Origin of the sequence: Telluribacter humicola (assembly GCF_017355935.1) — a bacterium.
In the GTDB taxonomy this organism is placed as follows: Bacteria; Bacteroidota; Bacteroidia; order Cytophagales; family Spirosomataceae; genus Telluribacter; species Telluribacter humicola.
Genome location: NZ_JAFIQT010000001.1, coordinates 558,723 through 578,656, shown reverse-complemented (window position 1 = coordinate 578,656; position 19,934 = coordinate 558,723). Strand labels below are relative to the sequence as shown.

The 19,934-nt window shown below is 51.7% G+C and carries 14 protein-coding genes; 11 read left to right on the top strand and 3 right to left on the bottom strand.

From position 1 onward, the window contains the following. Window positions 1–10: 10 nt before the first annotated feature. The 4 genes from JUB14_RS02620 (at window position 11) to JUB14_RS02605 (ending at window position 5,778) form a co-directional block, all read left to right on the top strand. A complete protein-coding gene (locus JUB14_RS02620) occupies window positions 11–1,216 on the top strand; it encodes a serine hydrolase domain-containing protein (RefSeq protein WP_207504208.1) in 1,206 nt (401 codons plus the stop codon). A gap of 60 nt (window positions 1,217–1,276) precedes the next feature. After that, window positions 1,277–3,259 (top strand): NADH-quinone oxidoreductase subunit L, encoded by a 1,983-nt coding sequence (nuoL, locus tag JUB14_RS02615; protein WP_207504207.1) that lies wholly within the window; start codon window positions 1,277–1,279, stop codon window positions 3,257–3,259. Window positions 3,260–3,311: 52 nt separating this feature from the next. Next, window positions 3,312–4,985 carry a complex I subunit 4 family protein gene (locus JUB14_RS02610; RefSeq protein ID WP_207504206.1) on the top strand — a complete coding sequence of 558 codons (1,674 nt, stop codon included), beginning with the start codon at window positions 3,312–3,314 and terminating at the stop codon, window positions 4,983–4,985. Between the two features lie 70 nt (window positions 4,986–5,055). After that, window positions 5,056–5,778, top strand: coding sequence for an ATP-binding cassette domain-containing protein (locus tag JUB14_RS02605; RefSeq protein ID WP_207504205.1), 723 nt, complete (start codon window positions 5,056–5,058; stop codon window positions 5,776–5,778). Between the two features lie 48 nt (window positions 5,779–5,826). Here the strand turns inward: JUB14_RS02605 and JUB14_RS02600 are convergent, their stop codons facing one another. Together JUB14_RS02600 and aroB are read right to left on the bottom strand one after the other, a co-directional pair. After that, a complete protein-coding gene (locus JUB14_RS02600) occupies window positions 5,827–6,399 on the bottom strand; it encodes a DUF4136 domain-containing protein (RefSeq protein ID WP_207504204.1) in 573 nt (190 codons plus the stop codon). Between the two features lie 100 nt (window positions 6,400–6,499). Beyond that, window positions 6,500–7,534: a 3-dehydroquinate synthase gene (gene aroB / locus JUB14_RS02595; RefSeq protein WP_207504203.1), complete on the bottom strand. Its 1,035-nt coding sequence runs from the start codon at window positions 7,532–7,534 to the stop codon at window positions 6,500–6,502. Between the two features lie 183 nt (window positions 7,535–7,717). Between aroB and JUB14_RS02590 the strand changes: the two genes are divergently transcribed. Then, window positions 7,718–8,437: a TIGR04283 family arsenosugar biosynthesis glycosyltransferase gene (locus JUB14_RS02590; protein WP_207504202.1), complete on the top strand. Its 720-nt coding sequence runs from the start codon at window positions 7,718–7,720 to the stop codon at window positions 8,435–8,437. A gap of 27 nt (window positions 8,438–8,464) precedes the next feature. Beyond that, on the top strand, window positions 8,465–9,556 hold the full coding sequence (locus JUB14_RS02585) for a VOC family protein (RefSeq protein ID WP_229367492.1): 1,092 nt from the start codon (window positions 8,465–8,467) through the stop codon (window positions 9,554–9,556). Between the two features lie 7 nt (window positions 9,557–9,563). Here the strand turns inward: JUB14_RS02585 and JUB14_RS02580 are convergent, their stop codons facing one another. After that, on the bottom strand, window positions 9,564–10,541 hold the full coding sequence (locus tag JUB14_RS02580) for a 1-acyl-sn-glycerol-3-phosphate acyltransferase (protein ID WP_207504201.1): 978 nt from the start codon (window positions 10,539–10,541) through the stop codon (window positions 9,564–9,566). 115 nt (window positions 10,542–10,656) lie between these two features. Between JUB14_RS02580 and JUB14_RS02575 the strand changes: the two genes are divergently transcribed. The 5 genes from JUB14_RS02575 to JUB14_RS02555 all read left to right on the top strand — a co-directional run bounded on the left by JUB14_RS02575 (window position 10,657) and on the right by JUB14_RS02555 (window position 19,825). Then, window positions 10,657–10,989 carry an arsenosugar biosynthesis-associated peroxidase-like protein gene (locus JUB14_RS02575; protein WP_207504200.1) on the top strand — a complete coding sequence of 111 codons (333 nt, stop codon included), beginning with the start codon at window positions 10,657–10,659 and terminating at the stop codon, window positions 10,987–10,989. A gap of 54 nt (window positions 10,990–11,043) precedes the next feature. Then, window positions 11,044–12,093 (top strand): arsenosugar biosynthesis radical SAM (seleno)protein ArsS, encoded by a 1,050-nt coding sequence (gene arsS / locus JUB14_RS02570; protein ID WP_207504199.1) that lies wholly within the window; start codon window positions 11,044–11,046, stop codon window positions 12,091–12,093. A 19-nt stretch (window positions 12,094–12,112) separates the two neighbouring features. Further along, window positions 12,113–13,081, top strand: coding sequence for an arsenosugar biosynthesis arsenite methyltransferase ArsM (gene arsM, locus JUB14_RS02565; RefSeq protein WP_207504198.1), 969 nt, complete (start codon window positions 12,113–12,115; stop codon window positions 13,079–13,081). A gap of 144 nt (window positions 13,082–13,225) precedes the next feature. Beyond that, complete coding sequence (locus JUB14_RS02560; RefSeq protein WP_207504197.1) at window positions 13,226–16,465, top strand: DUF1553 domain-containing protein; 3,240 nt, start codon at window positions 13,226–13,228, stop codon at window positions 16,463–16,465. Window positions 16,466–16,561: 96 nt separating this feature from the next. Continuing rightward, window positions 16,562–19,825 carry a DUF1553 domain-containing protein gene (locus JUB14_RS02555; RefSeq protein WP_207504196.1) on the top strand — a complete coding sequence of 1,088 codons (3,264 nt, stop codon included), beginning with the start codon at window positions 16,562–16,564 and terminating at the stop codon, window positions 19,823–19,825. Window positions 19,826–19,934: the final 109 nt, after the last annotated feature.

Here is a 19,934-nt window from a genome sequence, read left to right as displayed (position 1 = left end):
TAATAAAGTGATGAAGAAATTGCAATGGGTGGTTGTATGGGCTGCAATGGTTATAGCAACCTTTGGCTGCGAACAGAAAACCCAACATAGTAAAGTTAAAGAATCCAAAGACTGGCTAACTGAATGTATCGGTAGTCCACTTACACCTGAGCAGGAAGCGGATATACGGAAGCAGATCAATGCAGAGGAAAAAGCTGTAAAGATTGCAGAAATCTTCAGGAAGAAACGGCTGGCCGGCTTTAATGGTAATGTGCTGGTAGCCCAAAAGGGAGTTATCCTGTATCAGAACTCTTTTGGTTATGCTCATTTGCGCGCCAAAGACTCCCTAAGCAGTGATCATACGTTTCAGCTGGCGTCCTTGTCCAAGCCTTTTACGGCTATTGCAGTACTTAAGCTGAAGGAAGCGGGCAAGATCAGCCTGGAGGATACCATCCAGCGCTTCTTTCCAAACTTTCCTTATAAAGGAATAAAAATCAGTTCATTGCTCAGCCACCGCAGCGGCCTACCCAACTATGCCTACTCCTTCATGGATAGTGTGCGGCATGGGCGCAAGTATCCTGCAAACATCGAAATAATGCGGTGGTTCGCTACCGTAAAGCCTACTCCCCAGCGGTATAATATTCCGGAGCGTTCATTCAGCTACAGCAATACCAACTATATGGTACTCGCTGCCATTGTTGAAAAGGTATCCAGTATGGCGTTCAGCGATTACCTGCATAAGCACATATTCGGGCCGCTGGAGATGAATCGCACCTTTCTGATTACGAGGCCTGCCGACTCTACCCAACTACGTACCGTAGGGCATCAGCACGGGCAGGTCATTCCGAAAGATTACTATGACGAAGTGGTAGGAGATAAAGGAGTATACTCCACTACTCAGGACCTGTACCGATTCTACAAAGGATTAATGGCGGGCTGTCTGATCAGTAAGAAAACCCTTGAAGAAGCCTTCACCCCGCGCAGCTTTGAAAAATTTGGCTTCCGAAACTACGGCTACGGCTTCCGCCTACACCTGGATGAGCAGCAAAAGACACGATATATGTACCATACCGGATGGTGGAAAGGCTACAATACCATCATGTGGATGAACAAAGAAGATGACTTCGTTATAATCCTTCTCAGCAACTCCTACAACCGTACCGTGTATGAGGTAAAGGGGCTGTTGGATATTCTGCACGGCGAGGTGCAGTCTGACGATGTTGAGAAAGACATCTAAGCGGGTTTGAAATAGGCGCTGAATTAAGGATATTTGCCGAGTCAAATTTTAGTCCGCTTCATGCCTGCATCCTCCTATACACTAAGTACACTACTGCTTCTGGGATTACCCTTCCTTACTTTTGTGGGGCTATGGGCCGGTGGACGTCGTGTCAACCGTATGGCGGGCGTGCTGGCTATCGTTATAACCGCACTTGGTCTACTGATAAGTATCGTATATGCTGATCCATCTGGTATAGCTACTTTGCGATTCAACTGGATCCAGATGGGTAGTTTTACCCTGCAGCTACCTGTCCGCTATGACTCCCTGACGTGGCTGATGCTGCTACTGGTCCATTTTGTGGCCCTGCTGGTGCAGCTCTACTCCACAACCTACCTAAGTCACGAGCGCAGCCTGTATCGTTACTTTGCTTTTCTGCAGCTGTTTATATTCTCCATGATCGGGATTATCCTGTCGGGTAGCCTGCTTGTCATGTACATATTCTGGGAGCTGGTGGGGCTTGCTTCGTACCTGCTCATCGGATTCTGGTACCACCGCCCCCGGACGGTATGGGCAGCCAAGAAGGCCTTTATACTTAATCGTATTGGTGACGCTGCTTTCCTTACAGGGATATTGTTGCTGATGTACTATACCGGTACCACCGACTTTGATGCTGTGGCGCTAGCCATCACAGATCTACCCATAGGACTGCTGACGGGTATAGGCCTTTGTTTGTTTGGAGGATGCGTGGGTAAGTCAGCGCAGTTTCCGCTGTCGGCCTGGCTACCTGATGCCATGGAAGGGCCTACTCCCGTTTCGGCGCTTATACACGCGGCTACTATGGTCGCGGCGGGTATATTCCTGCTGGCCCGTATTGCTTTCCTGCTTACTCCTACTGCCCAGCTTGTCATTGCTATCATCGGTACTATTACTATGTTGCATGGAGCCATAAGGGCTACCGGAGCGTGGGATATCAAGCGGGTACTGGCCTACTCTACCATTTCCCAGTTGGGACTGATGGTACTAGCCGTTGGGCTTGGTAGCTGGCAGATCGCCCTGTTTCACCTGACTACCCACGCTTTTTTCAAGGCTGGCCTCTTCCTGTCGTCAGGATCGGTGATTCATGCCATGACTCCGGCTGATGGAAATACCTCTGATTTTGACCCGCAGGATATGCGGAACATGGGTGGATTGCAGAAGGTACTTCCCATTACGTTCGTCTGCTTTGTAGTATGTGCAGCGGCTCTGGCGGGCTTGCCCTTCTTCTCAGGCTTCCTCTCTAAAGATGCCATATTTATCCGGGCTTTTGCCTGGGCCAGTCATCATGGTACTCTTGCTTATATCGTACCCATACTAGCGGTACTAGCCGCCGGAATGACGGCCTACTACATGACACGTCAGGTGTGGCTGGTGTTCTTTGACCAGCCCCGATTTGATAAAAATCCCACTGTACATCCCCATGAGTCGCCTGCTACTATGTGGGTACCTATGGCACTACTGGCGGTACTATCACTATTTATATGGTTTTCGTTGAATCCGCTCGACGCGGACTCCGGCTGGTTCATCTCAAGTCTTAATGCCTTTGCTGAGCACCACTCTCTCGCCATTCCTGTACTATCTGTTGCGGTAACCGCTGCCGGGATTCTCCTAGCCTACCGACAGGCTACCTCCGGAGGTGGCTTTATTGGCAACACCTCTACCAACCCGACAGATCGGCAGAGTATATTCCAGACTAGTAATCTACTGGCTGATTATAATGAAGAAAACTCGCAGTACCAGTTCTTCCTGGTACCCATGCTGCGATTCGGGCAGTTTCTATATAAGGTAGAAGTGCGGCTGCTGGATGCAGTGGTTGATTTCATAGCCAGGGCGTCAGTAGTGTTAGCCCATTTAATAAGCTGGATTGACCGATACATAGCCGACGGCGGTGTGCACCTGACCGTCTATACAACCCGCTCGGCGGGGCAGCTGGTACGGATGCTCCAGAATGGTAAAATACAATCTTATTTTGTGGTAACAGTAGTAGGCGTGTTCCTGCTGTTACTCTGGATACTGGTAGTGTAGGAGCATGTACTGCCTCTTACTACCCTAAAAACAACTGTTGATTTAATATTCTATGAGTGAATATCTGCTCACCCTACTAATAGTCATACCACTGATCGGCGCCTTAGTGGCCGTTGTATGGCCTTCGCATCGCTCCCGGGATATTCGTGCCATTACAGCAGGTACACTGGTCCTGGAGCTACTGGTGGGTGTACTGGTGTATATGTCTTTCAACCCTTCCCTACCCGGCCTGCAGCTCACTGAGTCCGTAGATTGGATTACCCTCCCGCTGGGTACCTTAGGAATCGTATCCATAGATTACGCTCTGGGTGTAGATGGTATTAGCATGCCCCTGATCCTACTGGCGCTGGTAGTACTACTGATAGGAGCCATCAGCTCGTGGAACATTGACAAGCGGCCACGCGCCTACTTCCCCTTGTACCTGCTGCTGAGTAGTAGTGTAGTAGGGTGCTTCCTGGCGCAGGACCTGTTCCTGTTTTACCTGTTCTTCGAATTCATGCTGCTGCCGATGTACTTCCTCATTGGTCTGTGGGGAGGTCCACGGCGTGAGTACGCAGCTATTAAGTTCTTTATCTATACCTTCCTGGGCTCGTTGCTGATTCTGGTGGTCATGATTGGGCTATACCTGTCGGCTATTGATCCAGTCGAAACGGCGGTAGCTGCCGGACTGGCAGCCGATGCAAGTGCGGTTAACTCCGATCATCTGTTTATGCTCCGCGAGTTTCTGGCTTCAGGTCGTATAGCCCCCTCTAATGCGGTACATACCTTCAGGTTTGAGTACCTGGCTGACGCGACTAATTACCTCCCTCAGTCCATGCTGAGCCCTGACTCCAGCTTGTACCTGATGGGAGCCCCCATACGCTTGCTGGCATTCTGGCTCTTGTTTATCGGATTTGCAGTAAAGCTGCCCGTAGTACCCGTACACACCTGGCTCCCTGACGCCCACGTGGAGGCTCCTACTCCCGTATCGGTGGTACTGGCGGGTATCCTGCTCAAAATTGGTGGGTACGGTTTTATCCGCATCGTAGATGGCTTCTTTCCGGCCGAAGCTTTGTACAGTGCTGCCCCACTGGGCATACTAGGAATGATATCTATTGTATACGGTGGTTTCAATGCCCTGGCGCAGTACGACTACAAAAAGATGATAGCCTACTCCTCGGTTTCACACATGGGATTTGTGCTGTTGGGTATAGCTTCGCTGACTCCAGAGGGTATCAATGGTGCTATTTACCAGATGGTGAGCCACGGGGTACTTTCGGCTATGCTGTTCCTACTCGTAGGGGTTATCTATGACCGTACCCACGACCGCCGCATTGACCACTACCGCGGCCTCATCGGACCTATGCCCCGCTATACGGTACTGACTGGTGTTGCCTTCTTTGCCTCACTAGGTCTTCCGGGGTTCTCCGGATTTATCGGAGAATTATTCACCCTGATGGGCGCCTTCCGGGCGGACTACTTACCCGTATGGATTCCTGCTCTGTCTACGCTGGGCATTGTACTGGCGGCAGCCTATTTTCTATGGACCTACCAACGTATGTACTTTGGCCAGCTCTGGTACCGTCACGATCAGGAGTCTTCTTCAGTGCTTTCTGACCTGACTGCTCTGGAAATAGGTTTACTACTGCCCCTGGCGATACTGGCGTTCCTGCTGGGTATCCTGCCGGGACTGCTCTTTACCCTATCCGGACCAACGGTAGAAGCCTGGTTGGAAAATCTACTTTAATCATAGGACAGATAACTCTGCTACTACAATAGCCGTTATATCTTCGAGTTGTACATTATATAAAGAGCGAATGTCTATTCTGGTTTCCAAACTTACCAAGCAGTATGGTGCGCAACGGGCTATTGATAGCATTAGCTTTGAACTACGTCCGGGCGAGATCGTAGGCTTTCTGGGTCCTAACGGAGCCGGCAAGTCAACTACTATGAAAATACTTACCGGTTACCTGACTCCTACCGACGGACGAGCCGAAGTGGCAGGGCATGATGTAGTCGCTAATCCTATGCCTGCCCGGCGTACGCTAGGGTACCTGCCTGAGCACAATCCGCTCTATCTGGATATGTACGTACGGGAGTTTCTGCTCTTTGTGGGAAATCTCTACGGAATGCCGGCAAGTACACTCCCGACCCGGGTAGATGAAGTCATACAACTGTGCGGCCTGGATGTTGAAAAACATAAAAAGATAGGACAGCTCTCCAAGGGATACCGCCAGCGGGTAGGTCTGGCACAGGCGCTGTTGCACGACCCTGCGGTGCTGATCCTTGACGAACCTACTACGGGGCTGGACCCGAATCAGATCCTTGAGATACGTAACCTGATCCGTACAGCCGGGCAGAATAAAACCGTGCTTTTCTCCACCCACATTATGCAGGAGGTGGAAGCTCTCTGCGACCGCGTCATTATCATCAACCGCGGCCGCATCGTAGCGGACAGTCCGTTGGCTACACTGAGGCAGCGGGGCGAATCGCTGGAAGAAATATTTAGGGTACTTACCTCTACCTCTTCGCAACCATAAAAAAGCCTGCTTCGAAGCAGGCTTTTTTTTATATAGTAGAGCAATGTATCATCTTCCAATATCCTCAGCGTACCGGCGGGGATCATATCCTTTGGCAAATAGGGGATATTGATCAAAAATGCGCCGTACTACATGTCGGTAGTAGTTATTAGGGTTGGATTCGCCTCCTTTCAAGATTCCCGAAGCATACCCTCTCCACACTACCTGGTCGGATTCAGCATCAATAAGGGATATGATCAAAGTACCTTTATCCAGTGCGTACTTAATAGGCTCGTAGCGGAAGCCATCGTTTTCGGTATCCACCCAGTTCTTGATCACCGGCTGCATGTACCCCTGGTACCGCAGGTTGTCGTAAAAGATACCGTAGTTAACCAACAGGGTCGGCTTGTCGGCGGTTAGTTTGTACCCCCGCGCCTGCATCTGGCGGCGGATGGCCTCGTATATTTCAGTACATAGATTGTTGGTGTCCCGTTCACACTCTAGGAAGGTATACGAGGAATAATCTTTAAAGTTTGTTTCGTAGCTGTAGTCATGCTCAACAAATACTTTACGATTTAACGAACAACCTGCTATGACTAAAGCAAACAAAGCAACAGTAAGCAGAGAAATATACTTTATCATACTATTCAATTGAGTTTAGGGATAGAACATATAAAAAGGAAATATAGAATATTATATCTTAATAATCAATATCTTAACCACCCTAGTTGTGCTGAATATGCTACCCTGCGTAATAAGCAAGGGCATGGCGCATATCGGCTGAACTCACTGGTATGTCAAACGCGCAGCTACCGACTCCATCTAGTAAGGAGAACCTGATTTCTTTGCCCCGGTTTTTCTTATCCTGCCGGGTCAGGGCAATAATTGTATCTACATCCTCTGACTGTATAAAAACCTTGCCATAAATCGAGAAAATAAACTCTTCGATCTGATTAAGTAATTGACGATCAATCATCTTTTTACGGAAGGCGATGTGGCTTTCCATGATCATACCTACGGCTATGGCTTCCCCGTGCAGCAATCTCTGTTCTTTGGATTTGCCCAGAAAGTGCGTTTCAACGGCATGACCCAGGGTATGTCCAAAGTTCAGTATCTTACGCAGACCTTTCTCCGTAGGGTCCTGCTCTACTACCCCACTTTTTACTTCGACCGAATGGGCTATCAGATCAGACCAGTTTTGCTCGCTCAGATCTCTATGCCGTATCTCTTCCCACTTGGCCGCATCAGCAATTAGGCAGTGTTTTATTATTTCGGCAAACCCAGACCTAAGTTCCTGTGGGGGAAGTGTTTGTAGAAAAATAGGGTCAATAAGTACAATACGAGGTATATTAAACACACCCAGGTGATTTTTAAAGCCCTGAAAATCAATACCCAGCTTTCCACCAACACTGGCATCCACCTGCGACAGCAGCGTGGTAGGAATCTGCACAAAGTCAATCCCTCGCTTATATACAGCCGCACAAAAGCCCCCCATATCCCCTATTACGCCACCTCCTACGTTCAGCACCAGAGCGTGCCGGTCCAGCTCAGCCTTTGTCATCGTATCCCAGATCTGCTCACAGGTAGTCAGATTCTTATGCGCCTCACCGCTTGGGACGGTTATCAGCGTGTGTGCCGGCAGCAGGGGCTTCACCAGCGGATAGCAATGACGGCGCGTTTGAGCGTCGGCTATAACCACTACTTTAGAGTAATCGGTCTGGCTAAAAAAATAGGGGAGACTTTCAGTAACAGGAGCTATTTGTACTTGGTTATTCATATTCGTAGACAAAACCATGAAACATAAGGAGAATCAAAGATACGATGCCCGTTAAGAAATAGATTACCAGTGCTGGCGGCACATAGTGATTTTTCTAAATTTTTCTGCTTTTATACCGGTACAATCATCCTTAGCGGTACCGGTGACGTACATTCTTTACTAGCCTTTACCTAATAGTATGCTATGCGAATAAGCATTATTATACCTACTTATAATGAGGAGGACAACATAGAACGCCTGGTGACTGACCTCCTACGGTATGGTGGCAACAGCCTGGCTGAGATCATTGTGGCCGACGCCCCTAGTAAAGATCGTACGCGGGAACTAGCACAGCAGGCCGGAGCCCTAGTGGTCGTATCACCCAAGCCCGGACGTGCCTGCCAGATGAATGCCGGAGCCAGAGCGGCTAAGGGTGATATACTCTACTTTGTCCATGCTGATGTACGGGTCCATCCGGACTATGTGCAGGATATCCGGCAGGCTCTGACCGAAGGGTATCAGCTAGGCTGCTACCGCTACCAGTTTGATGCCGATAAGCCTCCTATTCTTAAATTCAATGCCTACTGTACCCGCTTTGACCGGATCTGGTGCCGGGGCGGCGATCAGACCTTGTTTATACCCAAGACCACCTTTGAAGAACTGGGAGGCTACCGCGAAGATCACTGCGTTATGGAGGACTACGAGTTTATCCTGCGGGCACGGCGCCGGTACAAGTTCAAAATAATTCCGAAGGATGTGATAGTATCGGCTCGGAAGTACGACCACAATAGCTACTTTCGTGTCAATCTGGCTAATACAGTGGTTTTCTTAGGGTACTTCTCCGGTGTAAAAACAGAGAAGCTAGTCCGGCTTTACAAGTCTATTATCCAAACGGAGAAGTATGGCGTACAACTAAAAAGGTGAAAGGCTACCCTATATTTATCCACAACAATGAAAGAAGCATTATTCACCTCTATTGACGCTACAATGACTACTCCTTATATATCCGGAATACAGCAGGTGGGCCTAGGCGTAACGGATGTCGCGCAGGCCTGGCAATGGTACCGACGGGTACTGGGCTTTGATGTACCGGTATTCGACGACTACTCCGAAGCCCGGCTAATGACCCGCTACACGGGAGGACAGGTACAGAGCCGCCGGGCCCTGATGGCTCTCAACATGGCCGGAGGCGGCGGGTTGGAGATATGGCAGTTTACAAGCCGTTCTCCACAGCACTGCACTTTCCAGCCCCAGCCCGGTGATTTGGGCATTTTTGCGATCCGGTTCAAAGCTCCCTCCGCCCGGCGTGCCTACGACTGGGTCAGTCAGCAGCCCCATGCCCTGGTATCGGCCTATGGTACATTACCCGAAGGAGAAGGATTCTGGGGACAGGATCCCTATGGAAATGTATTTCAGGTCACCGAAGACTCTTCCTGGTTTCACAAGAACGGACAACCTACCGGAGGTGTAGCGGGCGTGGTGATCGGAGTATCTGATATGGATGCATCCCTGCACTTCTATAATGCACTGCTGGCCCCCTGCGAAGTAGTCTATGACCAAGTGGGCGTATTTCCTGACCTACCCGCCTCGGTAGCCGGTCAGCGTTTCAGACGGGTACTGCTTCGTAAGAACGTGACCAGACACGGAGCTTTCAGCCAACTACTAGGCAATGTACAGATAGAGCTTATTCAGGCCCTGGACCGGGAGCCCAGCCGTCTTTTTGCGGACCGTTACTGGGGCGACTGTGGCTACATTCATGTCTGCTTTGATACCCTGAATATGGATTCGCTCAAGAGTATGCTCACCAGCAGGGGCAACCAATTTACGGTGGATAGTGAGAACTCTTTCGGTATGGAATCAGCAGCAGGACGGTTTGCTTATGTAGAGGATCCGGACGGTACACTCATTGAGCTGGTAGAAACACACAAGCTCCCCATCCTGAAAAAAGTAGGCTGGTACCTGGACCTTCAGAAGAGAAAGCACCAAAAGCCGCTCCCCAACTGGATGCTCCGCATGATGAGCCTGAGCCGGGTCCGTGACTAGTACTTTATTAGCGATAGCGATTACCTGCCCAGGCCAATAAGGGTAGCCCGATAAACACCGCAAGCCCCCATATACCCCCTGCTACAAGTCCTACAATCAAGGCCAACAGCAGGACCAATACTGGGTACAGATAGAGCAGCAGTCCAAACAGGACGGAGTCATAAAAGACAGTACCGGCAGTGCGTGTAGCGACTCGTCGGCTGAAGTACCTGTACAGAGGCCGATGAATAGCACGGCCTATACTACCTACCAGTCGGGTAAAAGCGTTGGCAGCAGGTCTGGGGCAGTCGGCGAAGTAAGTATGTAGATGCTGTATCTGTTCGTCATCGGTCAGTTCGGCCGGAAGCTCAAGCATTCCCTGTCTGATCCGATCAGCCAGTATGTTGTTAAACTCCCGCAGCCATTTCTCATAGTCTGCCGGGGCAGTATCCAAGTGATGAGGAAGAATGGGGTCACCAAAGTTGACCTTCACCCGCTTTCCGGTTCCTCGGTAATGCTCATAGGTTAGGCCTACCGGTACCACCACCAAATCAGTCAGGTTGCCGGCTCCGTACCAGGACTGATACGCCATACGAGCGGTACCTTTCCCGAGCGGTCGTAGCCGCCATTCGTTTATACAAAGCCCCTCAGAGAATACCAGTACCGCTTCACCCGACTGCATCACCTGCAGGCTTTCATCAAAAGTATCTCGATTATTCTGTACATACTGCCTGCCTTCCGACCCTCTGAATACCGGGATCAGGTGAATCTGTCGGAGCCAGAAGGCTACTTTGGGCTTACGGAAAACGTCTCCCCTCGTCAGCGTATGAATAGGTTGTGGCAATAGAGAGCCAACTACTACGGCATCAAAAAAAGAATCGGGATGATTGGAAGCCAGTAGTACAGGACCACGCGAAGGAACGGCCCTTTGCCCTACCACGCATAGTCGACGCAGAAAGATGGGTAAAGCCAGCCTGACAAGGAATCGGGTAAAGTAGTAAAACAAGTAGTGGAAGATTTTTCAGAAACTGTTGATCAAAACAAATGGATTTAACGTATGTTTAAAAGCAGTACTCAATAAATAATTGAGTATAAATCTGTAACCATCCAAAACCCCACGTATGAATCCATATTATAACGCCGAAGATCTTAAGAAATTCGGGAAGATCGGCGAGTTTCAGGAAACCTTAGCCAAGAAGTTCTTTGACTACTACGGTGAGGTATTTGCCGAAGGCGCCCTGACCGCCCGTGAAAAATCGCTCATTGCCCTGGCCGTAGCCCATACCGTGCAGTGTCCCTATTGTATAGATGCCTATACTGTAGATACCATGGAAAAAGGCTGCTCAGAGCAGGAAATGATGGAAGCCGTACACGTAGCCGCCGCCATTCGGGGAGGTGCTTCGCTGGTACATGGCGTACAAATGATGAATAAAGCGAAGGAGTTATCTATGTGATTCGGTAGCCGAACTGCTACTACGATCACCGGTCTCTCTTTCTAAACGACTTATATGAAAAGCTTACACGCGTTACAACACGAACTTGCCAGTACTTCCACCCAGCTCGACCTGCTTGAGGAGGGTGTGCGCGACCGGCTGGCCTTGCCTCTCTTTCAGCAGAAGATGGAACAGGCAGGCCTTTTCCCCTTGCAGGCAACTGGTGTCGAGATCTTACAGATCAATGTAGGAAAGATGTGCAACCAGGTGTGCAAACACTGCCATGTAGATGCCGGTCCGGATCGTAAAGAGATCATGACCCGCGAAACTATGGAGCAGTGTCTGGCGGCCCTGGCGGCTTCCGACATTCCTACCGTAGACCTCACGGGCGGCGCTCCTGAGATGAACCCCCACTTCCGGTGGTTTGTGGAAGAATGTCATAAATTAGGAAAGCACGTGATCGTACGCTGTAACCTGACTATTATCGTCGCCAATCCCAAGTACCACGACCTGCCCGAGTTCTACCGCGACCACGGGGTGGAAGTTGTCAGTTCTCTGCCGTTCTATAATGCCGACAAGACCGACCGTCAGCGCGGTACCGGAGTATTCAAGGATTCGGTGCGTGCCCTGAAAATGCTTAACGAGGTAGGTTATGGTGTAGAAGGTACCGGTCTTATCCTGAATCTGGTATACAATCCGGCCGGAGCCTTCCTGCCCGGTTCGCAGGAAGGGCTGAAGCGGCAGTTTAAGCGGGTACTCAGAGATGAATTTGAGATTGAATTCAATGACCTCTTTGCCATTACCAACATTCCTGTAAGCCGCTACCTCGACTACCTGTTTTCGTCGGGCAATTTCGATGGCTATATGGAAAAGCTGATTAATGCGTTCAATCCGGCGGCGGCCCGCGGTGTCATGTGCCGAAATACCATTTCGGTTAGCTGGGATGGCTATCTGTTCGACTGCGATTTTAACCAGATGCTGGACCTGCCGGTAGATAGTCGTATGCCTCAGCACATCAGTCTTTTTAGTGCTGACGCTCTTAATAACCGCGAGATAGTCTTACACCAGCACTGCTACGGCTGTACCGCCGGTGCGGGTTCCAGCTGCGGTGGCACTACCGCCTGATTTATATTTACTTATCTGTATGTCTTATTTAGAAACGACGATTGATGTATATAAGCAGGCTGCCGAAAAACCGGACGTAGGTCTGTGCTGTACCACTACTCCTGTCTGGCAACTGCCGGGCCTATCCATGCCCAAGATCATGCTGGACATGAACTACGGCTGCGGAAGTACCGTCAATCCGCGTGACTTGGTCAACAATCCCACAGTCCTGTACGTAGGTGTAGGAGGGGGTATGGAGGTTTTCCAATTCTCATACTTCACCCGTAAGCCTAGTGGTGTGATTGGGGTAGATGTGGTGGACGAAATGATTGAAGCCTGCCGGACCAACCTACTCGAGGCCGAGCAGCAGAATGAGTGGTTCAACCGAGAGTACGTCGACATCCGCAAAGGCAGCGCGCTGGACCTCCCCGTTGAGGATGAAAGCGTGGACGTAGCCGCTCAGAACTGCCTCTTCAACATCTTCAAAGCGGATGACCTCAAGCAGGCTCTGCAGGAAATGTACCGGGTACTTAAGCCCCACGGCAAGCTGGTGATGTCGGACCCGGTTTGTGAGCAGTACATGTCGGACGAACTCCGAAATGACAACCGCCTCCGCGCCCTTTGCCTTACAGGTTCCATTCCGCTCCGGGAGTACATCCAGATGATTACCGACATCGGCTTCGGAACGGTAGAGATACGAGCCAAGCGACCTTACCGGATCCTGTCGCCTAACCATTACCCCACCCAGGAGCTGATCTATATTGAGTCGGTGGAGGTATGTGCGATCAAAGATCCTATGCCTGCCGACGGCCCCTGTGTCTTTACCGGCAGAACTGCTATCTACTTCGGCAACGAGGAGTGCTTCGATGACCACAAAGGCCATGTCCTGTTACCGAACCAGCCGCTAGCTGTCTGCGACAAAACGGCTAACAATCTGGCTCAGCTAGGCCGCGATGATATCTTTATTTCTGACTCTACCTACTTCTATGACGGAGGTGGCTGCTGTTAAAAGGCCGATCCTGATGTAGTACATGATACTTTGAGGCTCTCCAACCGGGGAGCCTTTTATATTTTCTTACGATTCATCTACGCCTACTCATTAAATTACTGACACCTACCTCTTTTCATAGTATTTCTCCCTAACTATTCGGGTATGGCTTACTGGTACAAGGTACTTGTCGGATTAAGCTTGTGTAGCTGGCTACTGGCTTCCTGCGGGGAGAAAGTGGAGCTGCCCGAAGAGGTAGTCCTGGCCATGCAGGAGGTACCCGAGCAGGTCGACTACACCTACCACGTCAAGCCTATCCTCTCCGACCGCTGCTTTGCCTGCCACGGCCCTGACCAGAGTAAGCAGAAAGCAGACCTACGGCTGGACGTAGAAGAAGCCGCTCTGAACAAGGAGTGCGAGAGCGGACGTCGCGCCATCAAGCCCGGTAGCCCAGGCAGCAGCGAGCTGGTACACCGCATACTCTCGGCTGATCCGGAGGTAATGATGCCTACGCCCGACTCGCACCTATCGCTCTCACCGCAGGAGAAGGCCACCCTTATCCGCTGGATCGAGCAGGGAGCCGAGTACAAGCCGCACTGGGCCTTCACCAAGATCGAGAAGCCCGGGCTCCCCAAAGTAAAGAACGAGCAGTGGGTAAAGAATGGTGTTGACCGCTTTATCCTGAATAAGCTCGAAGAGCAGAAGCTCTCTCCCGCCCCCGAAGCAGACAAAACTACCCTGCTGCGAAGGGTACACATGGACCTGACGGGGTTACCTCCTACCACGCAGCAGGTGGATGAATTCATAAAAGATACCTCTCCCAATGCCTATGAGAAGGTGGTGGATCGGCTGCTGGCTTCACCCCACTACGGCGAGCACATGGCGGCAACCTGGCTGGATGCTGCCCGCTACGCTGATACCCACGGCTACCAACTGGATGTGATGCGCACAGCCTGGCCCTACCGCGACTGGGTCATCAAAGCTTACAACCAGAACCTGCCCTACGACCAGTTCGTAACCTGGCAACTGGCGGGCGACCTGCTCCCCAGACCAACGCAGCAGCAACTCATTGCTACGGCTTTTAATCGGCTACACCCCCAGAACCAGGAAGGAGGCATCGTGGAGGAAGAATACCGGACGGAGTACGTAGCCGACCGGGTGGGTACCTTCGGGAAGGTATTCCTAGGAATGACTGTCGAGTGCGCCCGCTGCCACGACCATAAGTACGACCCCATTAGCCAGAAAGACTACTACTCACTCTTTGCCTTTTTTAATAATATTAATGAAGCCGGACAAGTACCTTATTTGGGTGAATCGAGCCCCACAGTAATACTGACCACTCCGGCCACCGAACAGAAACTGGCTGCTCTGAAAAAACAGATAGCGACTCTGGAAGAGGAAATTGCTCCTACCCATCCGGCCGTACAGCAACGTTACAAAGCCTGGGTTCAGCAATCACAGACTAATCCCAAGCCAATAGACAAACCCGTTGGCCTGATTGGTAGCTACTCCTTTGACGAAGATAGCTTAAGTACTTTCTACAATAAAGCTAATCCGGAGCGCCCCGCCACGGTAACGGGTGATAAAGAAAAACTACCCCAAATCATCCCCGGCAAATTCGGTAAGGGACGGGCCGTAAACGGGGAGGGAAATATTGACCTGGGGAAAGACTTTGCCTACTTCGAAAGGCACGATCCTTTCTCGGTTAGCCTGTGGATCAACCTGCGCAGGCAGGGAATACGGGGACCGATTTTCGCCCGCTCCAATGGCTTGGATAATGGCGACCGGGGCTACGAATGTTTAATGAATCCGGACGGTACGCTGAGCCTCCACCTGACGCACAACTACCCCGACAACGCCATTGATCTGCAAACTATCCAGAAGCTTCCCCTCAACCAGTGGCTCTACCTCACCGTTACCTACGATGGCTCCGGCTCCGCCCGGCGTACGCACATTTATCTGAATGGGAAGCAGGCTCCGGTACGGATACGGGCTGATGGTCTGAAGAGGAGCATGATCTACGGTCCCGGACATACCAACGGCTTCGGAATTACCATGCCTTTCATGATCGGGGCCAAGTTCCGTGACTCCATGTCAGATTTTTGGGTAGATGAACTCCGGCTGTATAACCGTGCCCTTACTCCACTTGAAGTAAAGAGCGAGATTACTAATCAGCCACTCCTCCCCAAATCGCTGGCAACTCCCGCTCAGCCGGGTCTAGTAGAGTACTTCCTGGCTACGGCCGATCCTGTCGCCCATAAGGTACGCCAGCAGATACGTACCCTTAGGGAGGAAGAGACTGCCCTGTACGACGCCTGCGATGAAGTCATGATCATGAAAGAAATGGCCGCTCCCAAGCCTGCTTTCATCCTCAATCGGGGAGCCTACGATGCTCCCGGAGCCAAAGTAGAGCGTGATACCCCGGACCAGTTTTTCAAGATACCAAAGGAGTACCCTCGCAACCGTCTGGGGCTGGCCCGCTGGCTCCTGCACGAAGATCACCCACTCTTTGCCCGCGTGACCGTCAACCGCTTGTGGCAGCAGTACTTCGGGCAGGGACTAGTCACCTCCACCGATGACTTCGGCAATCAAGGCGACCTGCCTACCCACCCTCAACTGCTGGACTGGCTCTCAGTACGCTTCCGCGAGATGGATTGGGACCAGAAGCAGTTCCAGAAGATGATCGTCATGTCGGCTACCTACCGACAGTCGTCCAAAGTAGATCAGAAGCTGCGTGACTTGGACTCAGACAATCGCCTCTACGCCCGTGGCCCCAGTTATCGCATGAGCGCCGAGCAGATCCGTGACAATGCCTTAGCCGCCAGTGGACTGCTAGTACCTACGATAGGTGGACAAAGTGTACATCCTTACCAGCCTAAGGGAGTATGGGAAGCCCTGGCCGCCTCGGTTTCTTCGCCGCCGTACCCACAGGATAGCGGTAGCAAGTTGTACCGCCGCAGTCTGTACACCATCTGGAAACGTACGGCACCGCATCCATCCATGGTGATCTTTGACGTACCCGAGCGCCACGCCTGCATTGTAAAACGGCAAAAGACAAGTACCCCTTTACAGGCTCTGGTTACCATGAATGATCCGCAGTACGTAGAAGCGGCGCGGGTACTGGCACAGAACCTGGTAAAGTCATCAGGTGATATCTCTGCTCAGATCACATATGCTTATAAATCTGTATTGAGCCGCCCGCCCCGCCCCCGCGAGCTGTTATTACTCAAAGATCTATATACAGAAGAATATAGGGCGTTTCAGGCCACTCCTGCCCGCGCCCTATCTTTAGTCAAGGTAGGTGATTATCCGGCTCCCTCTACCAAAAATCCCCCCCAACTGGCTGCCCTGACGGTAGTATGTAGTACCATCATGAATATGGATGAAGCCGTAACAAAGCGCTAATGTCCAGGCAGAATATTCTTTTTCTACTTCAATAGGTTAAAATTTCAAGCCCTTGTTCTTTTAACCTATTGAAGATGTGACTGTAAATAACTCCTGATGCGTAGTACCTGGGCTAAAATATTGACTGGTTTAAGCTTGTGTAGCTGGCTGCTGGCTTCCTGCGGGGAGAAGGTAGAGCTGCCCGAAGAGGTAGTCCTGGCCATGCAGGAGGTACCCGAGCAGGTCGACTACACCTACCACGTCAAGCCTATCCTCTCCGACCGCTGCTTTGCCTGCCACGGTCCTGACCAGAGTAAGCAGAAAGCAGACCTACGGCTGGACGTAGAAGAAGCCGCTCTGAACAAGGAGTGCGAGAGCGGACGTCGCGCCATCAAGCCCGGTAGCCCAGGCAGCAGCGAGCTGGTACACCGCATACTCTCGGCTGATCCGGAGGTAATGATGCCTACGCCCGACTCGCACCTGTCGCTCTCACCCCAGGAGAAGGCCACCCTTATTCGCTGGATCGAGCAGGGAGCCGAGTATAAGCCACACTGGGCCTTCACCAAGATCGAGAAGCCCGGGCTCCCCAAAGTAAAGAATGAGCAGTGGGCTAGAAACGAGATTGACCGCTTTATCCTGAATAAGCTCGAAGAGCAGAAGCTCTCTCCCGCCCCCGAAGCAGACAAGACTACCCTGCTGAGAAGGGTACACATGGACCTGACGGGGTTACCTCCTACCACGCAGCAGGTGGATGAATTCATAAAAGATACCTCTCCCAATGCCTATGAGAAGGTGGTGGATCGGCTGCTGGCTTCACCCCACTACGGCGAACACATGGCGGCGCCCTGGCTAGATGCCGCCCGCTACGCCGATACCCACGGCTATCAGGATGACGGTATGCGCACAGCCTGGCCCTACCGCGACTGGGTCATCAACGCCTACAACCAGAACCTGCCCTACGACCAGTTTGTGACCTGGCAGCTCGCCGGCGACCTGCTCCCCAAACCTAACCGGGAGCAAATTCTTGCGACTGCCTTTAACCGAATGCACCAGCAGAGTCAGGAGGGTGGTATAGTACCCGAAGAGTACCGGACGGAGTACGTAGCCGACCGGGTGGGTACCTTCGGGAAGGTATTCCTGGGGATGACTGTGGAGTGCGCCCGTTGCCATGATCATAAGTACGACCCCATCAGTCAGAAAGACTTCTTCTCGCTCTACGCCTTCTTCAACCAGAACAACGAGAACGGTCAGATTCCCTACAACGGTGAAGCCAGTCCCAGCATTACCATACCTACACCCGAGGCGGAGGCCAAGCTGAACTTTATCCGTACCTCCCTTTCCACCGAGAAAAAGGGGCTGGAAAGTGCACAACCCACTTATCAGCAACGCTACCAGGCGTGGCTCCGCCAGGCAGAAGCACAACCTGAAGCAGCCCTGGTACCCGATACATCAGGACTCATAGGCCACTTTACGTTTGACGAGCCTACGGGTAGCCTGTTCCAAAATAGAGTCAATGCCAAGCATACCGCCCGCGCTGAGGGCGATACGACTATTTCCGCCAAAGCTTCACGTCCCGGCCGATTTGGTAAGGCCCGGTACATCTACGGGGAGAATGCCGTTAACTTCGGCCGCGACTTCGCCTTCTTCGAGCGCCACCAGCCGTTCAGCGTCAGTGTGTGGTTTAACCTGCACGATCCTTCCGTTCATGGCTCCCTTATTCATAAATCCAATGGGGTCTTTAATGGCTACCGGGGCTGGAATGTATTCCGCCTGCCGGACGGACGCCTGAGGCTCCTGATCAGCCACGTGTGGCCCGAGAATGCCATTGAATTGCAGACCACGGAGAAATTTCCCCTGAATAAATGGACGCAGCTCGCCTTTACCTACGACGGCCTCAGCAAAGCCCGGGGTGTTAAACTGTATGTCAACGGCAATCCGGTGCGGGTAACGGTACATAACGATGGTCTGAACCAGAGTCTCCTGTACGGCAAGAACAAGTCGAACTGGTACGTGGATAACCTCATGATTGGCCGACTATCGGACCAATTTACCAAGAACTTCGAAGTAGATGAGCTGAAAATATACGCCCGCTCCCTTACCTCATTGGAGATGCAGGGGCTATATACCCAGCGCAACGAAGTACTGACAGCACTTAAAACTCCTGACGCCAGGCGCACACCTGCGCAGCAATCCGCCCTGCTTAGCTACTACCTTACCCACTTTGACAAGCCTTATCAGGACAAACTGGCAAAGAGCCGGCAGCTAATCGGGGAAGAAACCGAGTTGCTGAATACGCAACTGGACGTGATGGTGATGAAGGAGCGTAAGTACCCCCGCAAGACCTTTATCCTGAAGCGCGGTGCCTACGATGCTCCCGACAAGGAAGTGACGGCTGATACACCAGACCAGTTTTTCAAGATACCGAAAGAGTACCCCCGCAACCGTCTGGGGCTGGCCCGCTGGCTCTTGCATGAAGATCATCCCCTCTTTGCCCGCGTCACCGTCAACCGTTTCTGGCAGCAGTACTTCGGGCAGGGGCTGGTCACTTCCACCGATGACTTCGGCAACCAGGGCGACCTGCCTACCCATCCTCAACTGCTAGACTGGCTAGCGATGCGCTTCCGCGAGATGGGTTGGGATCAGAAGCAGTTCCAGAAGATGATCGTCATGTCAGCTACCTACCGGCAGTCGTCCAAAGTGGATCAGAAACTGCGTGATCTGGACCCTGACAACCGTCTCTACGCCCGTGGCCCCAGCTACCGCATGAGCGCCGAGCAAATACGTGATAATGCCTTAGCCGCGAGCGGACTGCTTACACCCAGAATAGGTGGTGAAAGCGCGTACCCCTACCAACCCGATGGCTTGTGGGAGGCGCTGGCTACACGCAATGCCGTACAGTACAAGCAGCAGCAAGGCGATAGCATATACCGTCGCAGCCTGTATACCATCTGGAAGCGTAGCTCGCCTCCGCCCATGATGCTGAACTTCGACGCGGCGGAGCGGCACTTCTGCGTAGTAAAACGACAAAAGACCAGTACGCCCCTGCAGGCCCTGGTTACCATGAATGACCCGCAGTTTGTGGAGGCCTCCCGCGTATTGGCCGAGCAGATGGTACGTCAGGGACAGACGCCCGATGAACGTATTACTTATGCATACAAAGCCCTGACCAGCCGCCCGCCCCGCCCCAGCGAATTGAACCTGCTCAAGCAGCTTTATGTTGAAGAGTATCAGGACTTTCAGAAAAACAAGGGCCGGGCACAAAAGCTATTAGGAGTAGGAGAATACGCCTGGGACCGTAAACTAGATCCTGCCGAGCTGGCTACCAACGCCATTGTAGCCAGTACTATTATGAACTTTGACGAGTTTGTGATCAAGCGATAGTCTTGGTGATTTCGATTGTCGAGTGCAGAATCTCAACATGTATTGATCTGCTCCCATCCAACTTGATGTCCAAAAGATATAATCATAGGTACTTAAGCTGAAATATAAG

Bases quoted from the DNA above. Each gene is read 5' to 3' on its own strand.
- JUB14_RS02620 (WP_207504208.1), top strand. From the start codon at position 11: ATGAAGAAATTGCAATGGGTGGTTGTATGGGCTGCAATGGTTATAGCA.
- nuoL (WP_207504207.1), top strand. From the start codon at position 1,277: ATGCCTGCATCCTCCTATACACTAAGTACACTACTGCTTCTGGGATTA.
- JUB14_RS02610 (WP_207504206.1), top strand. From the start codon at position 3,312: ATGAGTGAATATCTGCTCACCCTACTAATAGTCATACCACTGATCGGC.
- JUB14_RS02605 (WP_207504205.1), top strand. From the start codon at position 5,056: ATGTCTATTCTGGTTTCCAAACTTACCAAGCAGTATGGTGCGCAACGG.
- JUB14_RS02600 (WP_207504204.1), bottom strand. From the start codon at position 6,399: ATGATAAAGTATATTTCTCTGCTTACTGTTGCTTTGTTTGCTTTAGTC.
- aroB (WP_207504203.1), bottom strand. From the start codon at position 7,534: ATGAATAACCAAGTACAAATAGCTCCTGTTACTGAAAGTCTCCCCTAT.
- JUB14_RS02590 (WP_207504202.1), top strand. From the start codon at position 7,718: ATGCGAATAAGCATTATTATACCTACTTATAATGAGGAGGACAACATA.
- JUB14_RS02585 (WP_229367492.1), top strand. From the start codon at position 8,465: ATGAAAGAAGCATTATTCACCTCTATTGACGCTACAATGACTACTCCT.
- JUB14_RS02575 (WP_207504200.1), top strand. From the start codon at position 10,657: ATGAATCCATATTATAACGCCGAAGATCTTAAGAAATTCGGGAAGATC.
- arsS (WP_207504199.1), top strand. From the start codon at position 11,044: ATGAAAAGCTTACACGCGTTACAACACGAACTTGCCAGTACTTCCACC.
- arsM (WP_207504198.1), top strand. From the start codon at position 12,113: ATGTCTTATTTAGAAACGACGATTGATGTATATAAGCAGGCTGCCGAA.
- JUB14_RS02560 (WP_207504197.1), top strand. From the start codon at position 13,226: ATGGCTTACTGGTACAAGGTACTTGTCGGATTAAGCTTGTGTAGCTGG.
- JUB14_RS02555 (WP_207504196.1), top strand. From the start codon at position 16,562: ATGCGTAGTACCTGGGCTAAAATATTGACTGGTTTAAGCTTGTGTAGC.